Raw genomic sequence first — 15,261 nt, forward strand, 5'->3', positions numbered from 1 at the left:
ATGTGTTGACCATTCTTTAACTTTCAAAACTCTCCATTTATCACTATTTATCAATCTTCAAAATCGACCTCCAATAAACTCCGCCCATCATTTTTGAGATTCGCGCGAGCGCACGGAGTATTCCTCTAACAAAAGAGACCGGTGTGTGGCGTGCACATTTGGAGGTAGCAGGACATGAACCGCACATACCGCTCGATCTGGAACGAAGCTCTTGGCGCCTGGGTCGCAGCATCCGAACACGATTCGGCACGGGGCAAGCCGAACAAGTCGGCCGTCGTGGCCGCCGCAGTCGCTGCGCTGGCAATCGTCATGCCAGGGATGGCCAGCGCGGGGACCTATGCTCCCGGAACGGTTTCCGGCGGCGTATTCACGCCGAGCAGCTGTACCTCCAGCGGCGGCTCCGGAACGGTCGGTCGCACGACGACCGGCAACACGAATGCCTACCCGGTGGACGGATCCGGCACGTACTCGACCGTCACCGGCTGTAACTCGTCCGGCAACAACAATCTGGCTGCAACGGCCTACGGTGCGTTCGCTCAGGTCACGGGAACGGGCGGCACGTCGAACGGCTTCCTCAGCTCGGCCGGGTTGTACGGTACGGCCGCCGGTCTCGAATCGACTGCCAGCGGCACGGCTGCCACGGCGCTCGGCTTCGGCGCGACCGCCAACGCACTGAACTCGGTCGCAATCGGCGGCGCAGGCGGCAACGGCACGACGCCGCTGTCGTACGCCAACTCGACGATCGCCTCGGGCGCCGGCGCGGTCGCAATCGGCAGCAATGCGACGAAGGGTGCGCAATCGGGCGCCGCCGACGGCATCGCAATCGGCGGCCAAGCGCTGGTCACGGCCAGCGCCACGTCCGGCATCGCGATCGGCCGCGGTGCGACGGCAAGCGGCGCATACGGCATCGCCCAGGGCGACGGGTCCATTTCCGGCTCGACCGGCCAGAACGTCGCGATCGGTTCGTCCGGAACGACCGCCAACAGCGGCACGGCCGCCGGCGGCGCAGTCGCGATCGGTCGCGCACAGTCGGTGAGCGGCAACGGCGCGGTGGCAATCGGCAACGGCAACTCGGCAAACGGCACGGGCTCCGTCGCACTCGGCAACAACAGCACGGCGACCAACAGCTCCGTTGCGCTCGGCAGCTCGGCGTCGGCAACGGGCACGAACGGTGCGGTAGCCATCGGCAACGCCGCGACCGCGACCGGCACCGGTGCGATCGCGCTCGGCAACGTCGGTAGCTTCGCCGCCAATTCGCAGGCCACCGGCACGGACGCGCTGGCACTCGGCAACGGCTCGACGGCCAGCGGCAACGCGGGCGCAGTCGCCGTCGGTGCGGCAGCCGTGGCATCGGGCACCTATGCAACCGCCTTCGGCTCGAATGCGACCGCGTCGGGTGCAAATTCGATCGCCTTCTCGCAAAACGCCAGTGCCTCGGCCACGGGTGCCATCGCAATCGGCACCGCGTCGAACGCGAGCATTGCGAACTCGGTCGCCCTCGGTTACAACTCGTCGGCGACCGCAGCGGCAGGCACCACGACCGGCGGCTCCGGCGCGGTCAACAGCTCCACGATCGGCGGTCAGAACTTCGGTCCGTACGCAGGCGCTGCTTCGGCAGGCGGTGTAGTCAGCGTGGGCGCCCAAAACGCCGAGCGCCGCATCCAGAACGTCGGCGCGGGCCTGGTCACCGCGACGAGCACGGACGCCATCAACGGCAGCCAGCTGTACGCAGTCGCAAGCACGACCACGTCGAACATCACCAGCCTGTCGACGTCGGCTTCGACCGGCATCTCGTCGGCAAATAGCTCGATCACCTCGCTGTCGACTTCGACGTCGACCGGCCTTTCGTCGGCGAATAGCTCCATCACGTCGCTGTCGACTTCCACGTCGACGGGTCTGTCGTCGGCCAACAGCTCGATCAAGTCGCTGTCCACGTCGACTTCGACGGGTCTGTCGTCGGCTAACAGCTCGATCACGTCGTTGTCGACTTCCACGTCGACGGGTCTCTCGTCGGCGACCAGCTCGATCGGCTCCCTGTCGACCGGCCTGAGCTCGACCAACAGCACGGTCCTGTCGCTGTCGACCTCGACGTCGACTGGCCTTTCGTCGGCTAACAGCTCGATCACCTCGCTGTCGACTTCGACGTCGACGGGTCTGTCGTCGGCCAATAGCTCGATCACTTCGCTGTCCACCTCGACCTCGACGGGTCTGTCATCGGCCAACAGCTCGATCACGTCGCTGTCCACCTCGACGTCGACGGGTCTGTCGTCGGCCAATAGCTCGATCACTTCGCTGTCCACCTCGACCTCGACGGGTCTGTCATCGGCCAACAGCTCGATCACGTCGCTGTCCACCTCGACGTCGACGGGTCTGTCGTCGGCCAATAGCTCGATCACTTCGCTGTCCACCTCGACCTCGACGGGTCTGTCATCGGCCAACAGCTCGATCACGTCGCTGTCCACCTCGACGTCGACGGGTCTGTCGTCGGCCAATAGCTCGATCACGTCGCTGTCCACTTCCACGTCGACCGGCCTCTCGTCGGCTAACAGCTCGATCGGCTCCCTTTCGACCGGCCTGAGCTCGACCAACAGCACGGTCCTGTCGCTGTCGACTTCGACCTCGACCGGCTTGTCGTCGGCCAACAGCTCGATCACGTCGCTGTCCACTTCCACGTCGACGGGTCTGTCCTCCGCCAACAGCTCGATCAGATCGCTGTCCACGTCGACGTCGACGGGCCTGTCGTCGGCCAACAGCTCGATCACTTCGCTGTCGACTTCGACGTCGACGGGTCTGTCCTCGGCCAACAGCTCGATCACCTCGCTGTCGACCTCGACCTCGACTGGCCTGTCATCGGCGACCAGCTCGATCGGCTCCCTGTCGACCGGCCTGAGCTCGACCAACAGCACGGTCCTGTCGCTGTCGACCTCGACGTCGACCGGCCTTTCGTCGGCGACCAGCTCGATCGGCTCCCTGTCGACCGGCCTGAGCACGGTCGCGGCCAAGACAGACAACCTCGGCACCAGCACGGCATCGGCACTCGGCGGCGGCTCCACGTACAACCCGACGACCGGGACGGTGTCCGCACCGGCGTACACGACCTACAACGCGGACGGCACGACGTCGACCGCCAACAGCGTCGGCTCGGCGATCGACAACATCAACGACAAGGGCATCAAGTACTTCCACGCGAACTCGACCGGCCCCGACAGCACCGCGACCGGCACCGACGCCGTCGCCATCGGCAGCAGCGCAGTCGCCAGCACGAACAACTCCGTCGCACTCGGCGCCAACTCGAAGACCGCGCCGGCCGTTGGCACGAGCAGCGCGACCGTCAACGGCGTCACGTTCGGCGGGTTCGCAGGCGCCACGCCAGTCGGTACCGTCAGCGTCGGTGACGACAAAAAGGAGCGACAAGTCACCAACGTCGCCGCCGGCCAGGTGACCTCGACCAGTACCGACGCGATCAACGGCAGCCAGCTTTACTCGGTTGCGCAACAGGTTGGCACCGCGACCAGCGCCATTTCGTCGCTGTCCACGTCGACTTCGACGGGGCTTTCGTCGGCCAATAGCTCGATTACTTCGCTGTCGACTTCGACCTCGACCGGTCTGTCGTCGGCTAATAGCTCGATCTCCTCGCTGTCGACCTCGACCTCGACCGGCCTGTCGTCGGCTAACAGCTCGATCACTTCGCTGTCGACCTCGACCTCGACCGGCCTGTCGTCGGCCAATAGCTCGATCACTTCGCTGTCCACGTCGACTTCGACCGGCCTGTCGTCGGCTAACAGCTCGATCACCTCGCTGTCGACTTCGACCTCCACGGGTCTGTCGTCGGCCAATAGCTCGATCACTTCGCTGTCGACTTCGACCTCCACGGGTCTGTCCTCGGCTAACAGCTCGATCACCTCGCTGTCGACTTCGACCTCCACGGGTCTGTCCTCGGCTAACAGCTCGATCACCTCGCTGTCGACTTCGACCTCCACGGGTCTGTCGTCGGCTAATAGCTCGATCACTTCGCTGTCCACGTCGACCTCGACCGGTCTGTCGTCGGCCAACAGCTCGATCACCTCGCTGTCGACTTCGACCTCCACGGGTCTGTCCTCGGCCAACAGCTCGATCACGTCGTTGTCCACGTCGACTTCGACGGGCCTGTCGTCGGCTAACAGTTCGATCACTTCGCTGTCGACGTCGACCTCGACCGGTCTGTCGTCGGCCAATAGCTCGATCTCCTCGCTGTCGACCTCCACGTCGACCGGCCTGTCGTCGGCTAACAGCTCGATCACCTCGCTGTCGACTTCGACCTCCACGGGTCTGTCGTCGGCCAACAGCTCGATCACTTCGCTGTCGACCTCAACCTCGACGGGTCTGTCGTCGGCCAACAGCTCGATCACCTCGCTGTCGACCTCGACCTCGACCGGTCTGTCGTCGGCCAATAGCTCGATCACGTCGCTGTCGACTTCGACCTCCACCGGTCTGTCGTCGGCCAATAGCTCGATCACTTCGCTGTCCACGTCGACTTCGACGGGCCTGTCGTCGGCCAACAGCTCGATCTCGTCGCTGTCGACTTCCACGTCGACGGGTCTGTCGTCGGCTAACAGCTCGATCACTTCGCTGTCGACTTCCACGTCGACCGGCCTGTCCTCGGCTAACAGTTCGATCACGTCGTTGTCGACTTCGACGTCGACTGGCCTGTCGTCGGCGAATAGCTCGATCACGTCGTTGTCGACCTCGACCTCGACCGGTCTGTCGTCGGCTAACAGCTCGATCACCTCGCTGTCGACTTCGACCTCCACGGGTCTGTCGTCGGCCAACAGCTCGATCACTTCGCTGTCGACCTCCACGTCGACCGGCTTGTCGTCGGCCAACAGCTCGATCTCGTCGCTGTCCACGTCGACCTCAACCGGCCTGTCGTCGGCTAACAGCTCGATCACTTCGCTGTCGACCTCCACGTCGACCGGCCTGTCGTCGGCTAATAGTTCGATCACTTCGCTGTCGACCTCCACGTCGACCGGCCTGTCGTCGGCCAATAGCTCGATCACTTCGCTGTCCACGTCGACCTCGACCGGCCTGTCGTCGGCTAACAGCTCGATCACTTCGCTGTCGACCTCCACGTCGACCGGCTTGTCGTCGGCTAATAGCTCGATCACGTCGTTGTCCACGTCGACTTCGACCGGCCTGTCGTCGGCCAATAGCTCGATCACCTCGCTGTCGACTTCCACGTCGACCGGTCTGTCGTCGGCTAACAGCTCGATCTCGTCGCTGTCGACTTCGACCTCGACCGGCCTCTCGTCGGCGAATAGCTCGATCACCTCGCTGTCGACTTCCACGTCGACCGGCCTGTCGTCGGCAAACAGCTCGATCACGTCGCTGTCGACTTCGACCTCGACCGGCCTGTCGTCGGCAAACAGCTCGATCACCTCGCTGTCCACATCGACTTCGACGGGCCTGTCGTCGGCAAACAGCTCGATCTCGTCGCTGTCCACGTCGACTTCGACCGGCTTGTCGTCGGCTAACAGCTCGATCTCGTCGTTGTCCACGTCGACTTCGACCGGTTTGTCGTCGGCCAACAGCTCGATCTCGTCGCTGTCCACCTCGACCTCGACCGGCCTGTCCTCGGCCAACAGCTCGATCTCGTCGCTGTCCACCTCGACCTCGACCGGCTTGTCGTCGGCTAACAGCTCGATCTCGTCGTTGTCCACGTCGACTTCGACCGGCTTGTCGTCGGCTAACAGCTCGATCTCGTCGTTGTCCACGTCGACCTCGACTGGCCTGTCGTCGGCGAATAGCTCGATCTCGTCGTTGTCCACGTCGACTTCGACGGGCCTGTCCTCGGCCAACAGCTCGATCTCGTCGCTGTCCACGTCGACTTCGACGGGCTTGTCGTCGGCCAACAGCTCGATCTCGTCGTTGTCCACCTCGACCTCGACCGGCTTGTCGTCGGCCAACAGCTCGATCTCGTCGTTGTCGACGTCGACCTCGACTGGCCTGTCGTCGGCGAATAGCTCGATCACCTCGCTGTCGACCTCCACGTCGACCGGCCTGTCCTCGGCTAACAGCTCGATCACGTCGTTGTCGACCTCGACCTCGACCGGCCTGTCGTCCGCCAACAGCTCGATCAGCTCCCTGTCGACCTCCACGTCGACCGGCCTGTCCACGGTAACCAGCTCGGTCAGCTCGCTGTCGACTTCGACGTCGACCGGCCTGTCCTCGGCCAACAGCTCGATCAGCTCCCTGTCGACCTCCACCTCGACCGGCCTGTCCACGGTAACCAGCTCGGTCACCTCGCTGTCCACGTCGACCTCGACCGGCATCAGCTCGCTGTCCACCGGCCTCTCGTCGACCGACAGCACGGTCCTGTCGCTGTCCACGTCGACGTCGACCGGCATCGGCTCGCTGTCCACCGGCCTGAGCACGACGAACAGCTCGGTGGCGTCGCTGTCCACCTCGACCTCGACCGCGATCAACGCCGCGAAGACGCACTACTACAGCGTCAACGACAACGGCACGCAGCAAAGCAACTACGCCAACGACGGCGCGACCGGCACCAACGCCCTCGCGGCCGGCGTCAACGCCAGCGCAGCAGGCGCAAGCAGCGTCGCGGTCGGCGACGGTTCGAACGCGCAGTCGGCAGGCGCGGTCGCGATCGGCCAGAATGCATCGGCAACGGGCGGCAAGGCGGTATCGATCGGTTCCGGCAACACGGCAACCGGCGACGGCGCGGTGGCGATCGGCGACCCGAGCATCGCGACGGGCACCGGCGCGGTGGCGATGGGCGCGAACGACACGGCGACCGGCAACGGCGCAGTGGCCCTCGGCAACGCGAACACTGCAAACGGCGCCAGCGCGCTCGCCCTCGGCAGCTCGAACCAGGCGCTCGCGGACAACACGATCGCGCTCGGCAACAAGGCGACGGCCAACGCCGTCGGCGCACAGGCCTACGGCTCGAGCGCAACGGCAAGTGCGGCCGATTCGCTCGCGTTCGGTTCGAACGCGCTGGCCAACGTCGCCAACTCGATCGCGCTGGGTGCGAACTCGGTCACCGGCAGCGCGAACCCGACGGCGAGCGCAACGATCGGTGGCGTCCAGTACTTCTTCCAGGGCGCATCGCCGGTCGGCGTGGTGAGCGTCGGCGCACCGGGCGCGGAACGCCAGATCACGAACGTCGCCGCGGGCCGGATCTCGGCCAGCAGCACGGACGCGATCAACGGCAGCCAGCTCAACGCGACGAATCAGGCAGTCAACAACCTGTCGACGTCCACCGCGTCGAACGTCGCGTCGCTGTCGACCGGCATCAACTCGCTGTCGACGGGCCTGAGCGCGACGAACAGCTCGGTGTCGTCGCTGTCCACGTCGACCTCGACCGCGATCAACTCGCTGTCGACCGGCCTGAGCACGACGAACAGCAACGTCAACTCGCTGTCGACGTCGACCTCGACCGGCATCGGCTCGCTGTCGACCGGCCTGAGCACGACGAACAGCAACGTGGCGTCGCTGTCGACCGGCGTGTCGAACATCAACAACACGCTGAACCAGTTGTCGACGACGATCAACAACAACCAGACGCGTTCGGTGAACAACAACGGGATCGCCGCCGACATGAACGGCAAGGGCACCGACGTCCCGACCGTGACCGCCGGCTCGAACTCGGTGGCGATCGGCGCGAATTCGAACGACAGCAACCGTCAGAACGTGGTGTCGGTCGGCAACGACCAGCAGCAGCGCCAGATCATCAACGTCGCGCCGGGTACGCAAGGCACCGACGCGGTGAACGTGAACCAGCTGACTCAGGTGCAGACCACGCTGTCGACGGCGCTGTCGGGCCAGCAGGCGCAGATCAACTCGCTGGGTTCGCAACTGCAGCAGACCGACCAGATGGCGAAGCAGGGTATCGCGGCAGTCGGCGCGATGGCCTCGATCCCGGCGCTCGATCGCGATGCCAACTTCGGGATGGGCGTGGGCACGTCGACGTTCCTCGGCCAGAAGGCAATGGCGGTCAACATGCAGGCCCGCATCACGGAGAACCTGAAAGCGTCGATCAACGGCGGTTTCAGCGGCGGTCAGAAGGTGATCGGCGCCGGCATGCTGTACCAGTGGAAGTAATGCGTCGCGCCGCCAGGCCGCCCGGCTCGCCAGCCGGACGGCCCGCGGCGGCCCCGACGGCAGGACGAGCCCGTCGCGCAACCCGCGGCCGGCTTCTGTCAAACCAAGCTTTGAGGACGTAACCGTGAACAAACTCGCTCTCGCGCTCGCGCTTTCAGCAACGGCCCTCGCCGCGTGCTCGACCGCATCCGGCCCGACCTTCAGCGCCTCCGAACTGCAGCCGCGCGATGGCGTGCGCACGTTCGAGGTGGACTGCGCCGGCCTGCTGTCGGGCCCGCAGACCTGCATGAAGGCCGCCCGCAAGATCTGCGGCGATCAGCCCGTGCGCGCCCTCGACTCGGCCCGCGCGCTGCGCGACGGCTCCAGCCCGTCGTCGCTGGTATTCCAGTGCGGCGCCGCGCCGGCCGAGCCGGCATCGGCCGCCGAGCCGACGCCCGCCACCGTCGAACGCGTGAACCTGTCGGGCGATGCGCTGTTCGCCACCGACCACGCGACGCTCGCGCCGACCGCACGCGAATCGCTCGACCGGCTGCTGAACGAGCGCAAAGACCGCACGTACTCGCAGGTTACGGTCACCGGCTTTACGGATTCGGTGGGCAGCGACGACTACAACCTCGCACTGTCGAAGCGCCGCGCCGAATCCGTCGCGGCCTACCTGAAGGCGCACGGCCTGAAGACCGACTCGATGACGGTCACGGGCCGCGGCAAAGCCGATCCGGTCGCCTCCAACGCGACGCCCGAAGGCCGCGCCAGCAACCGCCGCGTCGAAATCCGGCTGCAACAGTAAACAGTCATCAGGCGGCGGCCGCGCGCCACGCGCGGCGGCCCGATCCGGCGGGCGCCAGCGCCGCCCCGGAAATCCGCCGGACGAACGGGGCGCCGCTTTGCCGGCGCCCCGTTTCCATTGGCCGACGGCTATGTCAAAGTTCGTCATGCCCCTCCACAAAGCGGCGATTTCCATGCCACAATCGCCGCAGACAGACGCCGGGGCAGCCTGCCCGAACCGCGCGCCGTGCCAGGCGCGCCCGACGCCACGCCGGAATCCGGCTGCCGCTCCCGCGATCCACGTCGCACGATTCGCCTGCCGCGGAGCATCGGCGCGAATGCAACCATGACAACCCACGGCGCACCGCTTCCCGGTCAGGCGCTCGACGCCACGCCCGGACGCACGACGCCGCAGAGGAAACCAACCGGTGACGGACATCAATGAAGCCGCCTCGGGCGGCACCCGCAAGCAACGGCCGGCCGTCGGCATCTCGCTGTTTGCGCGCGACGGCCAGGCGATCTGGGAGAACGGCATTCACCAGAACATCGCGTTCCTCGCGATGATGCTCAAGCGCTCGGATCGCGTCGGCCCCGTCTACTTCCTGAACGGCGGCGACGCCAGCGCACTGCCGACCGGCCTCGAGCTCGACGGCCTCGACATCCCGCTCGTGAAACCCGCCGACGTCACGCACGAACTCGACGTCGTGATCGAAATGGGCGCGCAGTTGCCGGTCGAATGGCTCCGGCACATGAAGGCGCTCGGCAAGAAGCGCGTCGCGTGCTACGTCGGCCATACCTATAGCAGCCTCGCGGAAACACCCATCTTCGACAAGCCGTCGGGGCACATCTTCAACGGGACGTCATTCGACGAAGTATGGGTGCTCGAGAAGTCGGCAACGATCGACGTGCCGTTGCTGCGCACGCTGACGCGTGCACCCGTCTACACGATTCCGCATCTGTGGTCGCCGTACTTCCTCGATCGCCGCGTTGCCGCGCTCGCGGCCGAAGGCGAGACCTTCGGCTACCGGCCCGGCCGCCGCCCGTGGCGGCTCGCGACGCTCGAACCGAACATCTCCGTCGTCAAGTCCTGCCACTACCCGATGCTCGCGTGCGACGAGTTCTACCGCGCGCGGCCGGATGCGGTGCAACACATGTTCGTCGTCAACGCGGTGCACATGAAGGAGCATCCGACTTTCGTGCACTTCGCGAACAGCCTCGATCTCGTGCGCCAGCACAAGGCCACGTTCGAACCGCGCATCGAACTGCCCGGTTTCATGGCGCGCCACGCGGACGCCGTCGTGTCGCATCACTGGGAAAACGCGCAGAACTACCTGTATTACGACGTGCTGCACGGCGGGTATCCGCTGATCCACAACTCGACGCTGCTCGGCGACGCCGGTTATTACTACCCGGACTTCGACTCGGCCGCGGGCGGCCGCGCGCTGCTCGATGCATGGCTGCATCACGACGACCGCCTCGACGATTACCGCGCGAAGGCCGGCCGGCTGCTGCAGTCGGTCTCGATCGACAACCCCGCGAACCTCGACGCGCTCGTCTCGCGTCTGGTCGCCTGAACCGGAGAATACGCATGTCGGACTCCAATGCCCGTCAAGCGCCCGGCGAGGGCAAGCGTCTCGTCGTCGGCGTGTCGCTGTTCGTGCGCGGCGCCGGCCAGTCGCTTTGGGAAAACGGCATTTTCCAGAACTGCCTGCTGCTGATCCTGCTGCTGCGCCAGTCGCCGCTCGTCGCGGAGGCCGTGATGGTGAACGGCGGCGAACAGGTCGCCGATCCGCAGATGATGCTCGGCGAATGGGACGTGCCGCTGCTGTCGATGGATGAAGCGCTGCAGCGCTGTGACGTACTGATCGAAATGAGCGCGCAGTTCGGCGCGGACTACCTGCGCGCGTTCCGCGATCGCGGCGGCAAGGTCGTCACGATGCGGGTCGGCAACGACTACGTGATCGACATCGAGCGCGCGATGTTCAACAAGCCGTCAGGCTTCCTGTTCTCGGGCGCGCCGTACGACGCGGTGTGGACGATTCCCGAATTCGAGCGCTCGTGCCTGCACTATTACCAGACCGGCCTGCGCGCGCCGGTCACGATCGTCCCGCACATCTGGCATCCGATGCTGTTCGACAAAGCACGCGCGACGCTCGGCGCCGGCCTGTCGTATGGCTATCAGCCCGGCAAGCCGCGCTGGCGCGTGACGATGTTCGAGCCGAACATCTGCATGGTGAAGACGAGCATCATCCCGATGCTCGTGACCGAGGAAGCGTATCGCGCGAAGCCCGAATTCCTCGAGTTCGTGCGCGTGTGCAACACGATCCACATCAAGGAGCACGCAACCTTCGTCCACTTCGCGAAGAGCCTCGATATCGTCGAGCACGGCATCACGACGTTCGAAAGCCGCTATGCGGTATACGAATTCATGGCCGCGTACGGCGACGCGGTGGTGTCGCACACGTGGGAAAACGCGCAGAACTACCTGTATTACGAGCTGCTGTACGGCGACTATCCGCTGATCCACAACTCGCCGTTCCTCGGCAAGGCCGGGTATTTCTACCCGGATTTCGACTGCCAGGCCGGCGGCCGCGCGCTGCTGCAGGCGTTCGCCGAACACGACGCGAATCTCGACGCGTACCGCGAGCAATCGAAGCACGTGCTCGATTCGGTCAGCATCTACAACCCCGCGAACGTCGCCGCCTATTCGGACGCGATCGCAGCCCTTTATCGCGACGCGTAATGCACGCCGCGCCGGATCGACACTCGCGGTCGACCCGGGCCGCCGCCACGGAGCCGCTATGAAACTCAATGTCGCGATAACGATGAACGTGCAGCGCGACGCGACGCAGTCGATCTGGTACAACGGCGCGAACCAGCACTGCGTGTACCTGTACATGCTGCTGAAGCAGTCGCCGCTGATCGGCGAAGTCTGGCTCGCGCACGACGACGGCATCACCGAGTATCCGCAAGCGCTGATGATGGATGCATTCGGCGACGCGCTGCGGCCGCTGTCGTCCGTCGTCCACCAGACCGACCTGCTGATCGAGATGAACGCGTTCATCGACCCGTCGCACACGGAGGTCGTGCGCCGGCGCGGCGGCAAGTGCGTGTCGTACCGCTTCGGCAACGACTACGTGATCGCGGTCGAGACGATCAACTTCGAGAAGAACGACTGGCGACCGAACCCGCACCGCGTGCAGTTCGACGAGATCTGGACCAACCCGCAGCACATGCACACGTGCGCGGCCTATTTCCAGGCCGTCTATCGCGCGCCGGTGATCGAGCTGCCGCACATCTGGTCGCCGTATTTCATCGAGCGCAGCCTCGACGCCGACCCCGAACTGAAGGCGCGCTTCGGCTATCGCAATCACGGCTCGGCAAAGCGCATCGCGTTCTTCGAACCGAACCTGAACGTCGTGAAGAGCGCGATCGTGCCGATGCTCGCGGCGAACGCGTGCTACGTCGAGCATCCGGAGCTCGTCGAGCACGTGTACATGACCAACACCTTCGACAAGAAGGAAAACGTCGCCTTCAAGCATCTCGCGCTCGGGCTCGAGATGGTGCGCGACGGCAAGGCGACGGCCGACGTGCGCGCGCCGTTCGTCGCGTGGGCCGCGCATCACACCGACATCGTCGTGTCGCACCACTGGGAAAACGGCCTCAACTACCTGCTGTACGACGCGCTGTACGGCAACTACCCGCTCGTGCACAACTCGCCGTTCCTGCGCGACGTCGGCTATTACTACCCGGACTTCGAGATCTTCGACGCAGCGCGCGCGATCGCAACCGCCGCGCAGACGCACGACGCGCGGCTCGACGACTACGCGGCAGCCGCCCGCCGCTGCCTGCAGCAGGTCGACACGCTCGCCGAACACAACGTCCGCGCCTATTCCGCGCAGATCCAGCACCTGTTCGCCGGCCGCGCGCTCGGCTGACCTCTTTCGCCTGCCCTCTCGCCCATGAATCAGACCGTCCGCAACTTCGTCGTGATCGATTCGATCCACGGCCCGTTCGTCATCAACCGTCATTGCGATCTCCAGGCGGAGGCGCTGATCAAGACCGGCCGGCCGCACATCCAGAGCGAGCTCGACGTGATGATGCCGGTGATCGACCAGTTGCCCGACGGCGCGATCGCGGTGGATGGCGGCGCGAATGCCGGGCTCGTGTGCGTGCCGATCGCGCATCGGCTGCGCGAACGCGGCGGCCGCGTCTATGCGTTCGAGCCGCAGCGCACGCTGTTCCACGCGCTCGGCGGCACGATCGCGCTCAACCAGCTTGACAATCTTCATCTGCTGAACATGGGGCTCGCGAGCGCCAACGGCACAATGAAAGTGCCCGACATCGACTACGGGCAGGACGCCGATTTCGGCACGGTGTCGCTCGTCGACACCCAATCGGCGGGCGGCACGCCCACGCCGGTCGTCAGGCTCGATTCGCTCGGCCTGCCGCGCCTCGACTTCCTGAAGCTCGACATCGAAGGGATGGAGATCGACGCGCTGCGCGGCGCGCGCCGGCTGATCGAAACGCATCTTCCGTGGTGCTGGATCGAATACTGGAAGGTCGGCGAGGCGCCGATCATCGAGACGTTCGCCGGTCTCGACTACACGTTCTACCGGGCCGACTCGTTGAACATGCTGTGCGTGCCGAATGCGCGCTGGGACCGGCAACGCCTGCTCATCTCGGGCGACCCGATCGCCGTCGCATCGACGGCCGAGGTCGGCACGGATAGCACGGCCACAGCCGCCACCGACGCCGACGCGCCCGAAACGAACTGGAACCGCGCGCTCGATCACGAATCGCGCGGCGAGTGGGGGCACGCGATCGACCGCTGGCAACGCGTGCTCGGCCGCGGGCTCGACGACGACGCGATCGCGCTGCAACTCGCGTCGTGCTACGGCTTCGCCGGCGCGCCCGAAGCCGGGCTCGCGGCGCTGGAGCGCTTCGGCGATCCGGCCGCGTTGCCCGATGCATCGCGCGGGCGCATCGAGCTGGCGCGATCGGCGCTACTGCTGCGCGCCGGCCGGCGCAACGAGGCCGCGCGCGCCACCATTTCCAGCGAAAACGTGCTGACGGCCGCGCAGTTCGGGCTGCCGACGGAACGGCTCTACCAGGGCCAGCCGCTGCAAGGCAAACGGCTGCTGGTGCTCAGCTACGGCGGCGTCGGCGATCAGCTCCAGTACGCACGCTACCTGCACGCGCTCGGCTCGCTCGGTTGCGCGAGCGTGACCATCGTCGTTCCCGACTCGCTGACGGGCCTGCTGCGCCATACGTTCCCGCACATCGAATTCATCGGCGCGCACGGCGCGTGGGTCGACACGTCGCAGATCGCGCACGACTACTGGTGTTCGTTCCTGATGCTCGCGGCGCAGTTCGGCTACGCGCCGGCGCCGGAAGGCGCGCCGGCCGCGTACCTGTCGTGCCCGCCCGCGCAAGCGGCCGCATGGCGCGAGCGCGTGACGCGCGACGGCCATGCGCCGGGCACGCGCCGCATCGGGCTCAACTGGCGCGGACGCGACGAAAGCGACGTGCGCTTCCATCGCGCGGCCAGCCTGCGTGATTTCGCGCCACTCGCGCGGCTGCACGGGCACGCGGCGTACTGCATCAACCGCGACCTGTCCGCGCAATCCGAACAATCGGACCTGCCGGTGACGTTCCCGCATCATGCGATCGGCGATTTCAGCGATCTCGCGGCGCTGATGCTCGCGATGGACGCGGTGGTGACCACCTGCACCGCGCACATCCACCTCGCCGGCGCGCTCGGCGTGCCGGCCGTGCTGCTGCTCAGCCCGAAGGCCGACGCGCGCTGGGAAACCGGCTCGCGCACCGCGCTCTACCCGGGCATCCGGATCGTGCGCGCCGCACACGTCGGCCAATGGGACGACGCGATCGATCGCGCGATGGCGCTCGTGCTCGGCGGTTTCGGGAAGGATTGATCGATTGGCCGCGCGGCCGGGCCGCGCGCCGGCGGGCTACACCAGCACCCGGTCGCCGGTTTGCGCGGCGAACGCGCGGCCATGCCGCTGCCCCGTGCGTGCAAGCGCGGCGAAACAACGGGCCGCCAGCCGGCTGACGCCGGCTGACTGCCGCACGAGGCTGTCGGATACGCCCCGCGCGATCGCCGAATCGTCACCGCATGCGCCCGCAATGACGCCCGCGTAATAGTGGCGCGCCGCAAGCTCGCGGCCGTTGGCGTCGAGCGGTTTCATCCGGTGAATGCGATGCGCGACGGCCTTCAGACCGTCGAGATACGGCGCGACGTCGATCGGCACATCGGTCGACTCGGCGCCCAGTTGCCACAGCATGTCGGCCAGCTCGGCGATCGCGACCAGGTCGCGCGCACCTGCCGCCTGCGTGCCCGTTCCGCCTCCGGCTTTCGTCTCCGCCATGCCTACGCCC

At 66.1% G+C, this 15,261-nt stretch carries 7 protein-coding genes; 6 read left to right on the forward strand and 1 reads right to left on the reverse strand.

The features are described 5' to 3' along the window. Positions 1-174 precede the first annotated feature (174 nt). The 6 genes from BBJ41_RS40660 to BBJ41_RS26050 all read left to right on the forward strand — a co-directional run bounded on the left by BBJ41_RS40660 (position 175) and on the right by BBJ41_RS26050 (position 14,798). The gene (locus BBJ41_RS40660; RefSeq protein ID WP_069750378.1) at positions 175-8,097 is read left to right on the forward strand and encodes an ESPR-type extended signal peptide-containing protein; all 7,923 of its coding nucleotides are present in this window, start codon (positions 175-177) and stop codon (positions 8,095-8,097) included. Between the two features lie 124 nt (positions 8,098-8,221). After that, on the forward strand, positions 8,222-8,884 hold the full coding sequence (locus tag BBJ41_RS26030; RefSeq protein WP_069749113.1) for an OmpA family protein: 663 nt from the start codon (positions 8,222-8,224) through the stop codon (positions 8,882-8,884). Positions 8,885-9,290: 406 nt separating this feature from the next. After that, positions 9,291-10,436, forward strand: a complete 1,146-nt coding sequence (locus BBJ41_RS26035) for a DUF2827 domain-containing protein (RefSeq protein WP_069749114.1) — start codon at positions 9,291-9,293, stop codon at positions 10,434-10,436. 14 nt (positions 10,437-10,450) lie between these two features. Continuing rightward, positions 10,451-11,605 (forward strand): DUF2827 domain-containing protein, encoded by a 1,155-nt coding sequence (locus tag BBJ41_RS26040; RefSeq protein ID WP_069749115.1) that lies wholly within the window; start codon positions 10,451-10,453, stop codon positions 11,603-11,605. A 58-nt stretch (positions 11,606-11,663) separates the two neighbouring features. Beyond that, positions 11,664-12,800: a DUF2827 family protein gene (locus BBJ41_RS26045; RefSeq protein ID WP_069749116.1), complete on the forward strand. Its 1,137-nt coding sequence runs from the start codon at positions 11,664-11,666 to the stop codon at positions 12,798-12,800. Positions 12,801-12,824: 24 nt separating this feature from the next. Further along, positions 12,825-14,798 carry an FkbM family methyltransferase gene (locus BBJ41_RS26050; protein ID WP_069749117.1) on the forward strand — a complete coding sequence of 658 codons (1,974 nt, stop codon included), beginning with the start codon at positions 12,825-12,827 and terminating at the stop codon, positions 14,796-14,798. A 36-nt stretch (positions 14,799-14,834) separates the two neighbouring features. On the opposite strand, the gene BBJ41_RS26055 is transcribed toward BBJ41_RS26050, so the two are convergent. Then, a complete protein-coding gene (locus tag BBJ41_RS26055; RefSeq protein ID WP_069749118.1) occupies positions 14,835-15,251 on the reverse strand; it encodes a hypothetical protein in 417 nt (138 codons plus the stop codon). Between the last annotated feature and the right edge of the window lie 10 nt (positions 15,252-15,261).

Source organism: Burkholderia stabilis (genome assembly GCF_001742165.1).
GTDB classification, from domain to species: Bacteria; Pseudomonadota; Gammaproteobacteria; order Burkholderiales; family Burkholderiaceae; genus Burkholderia; species Burkholderia stabilis.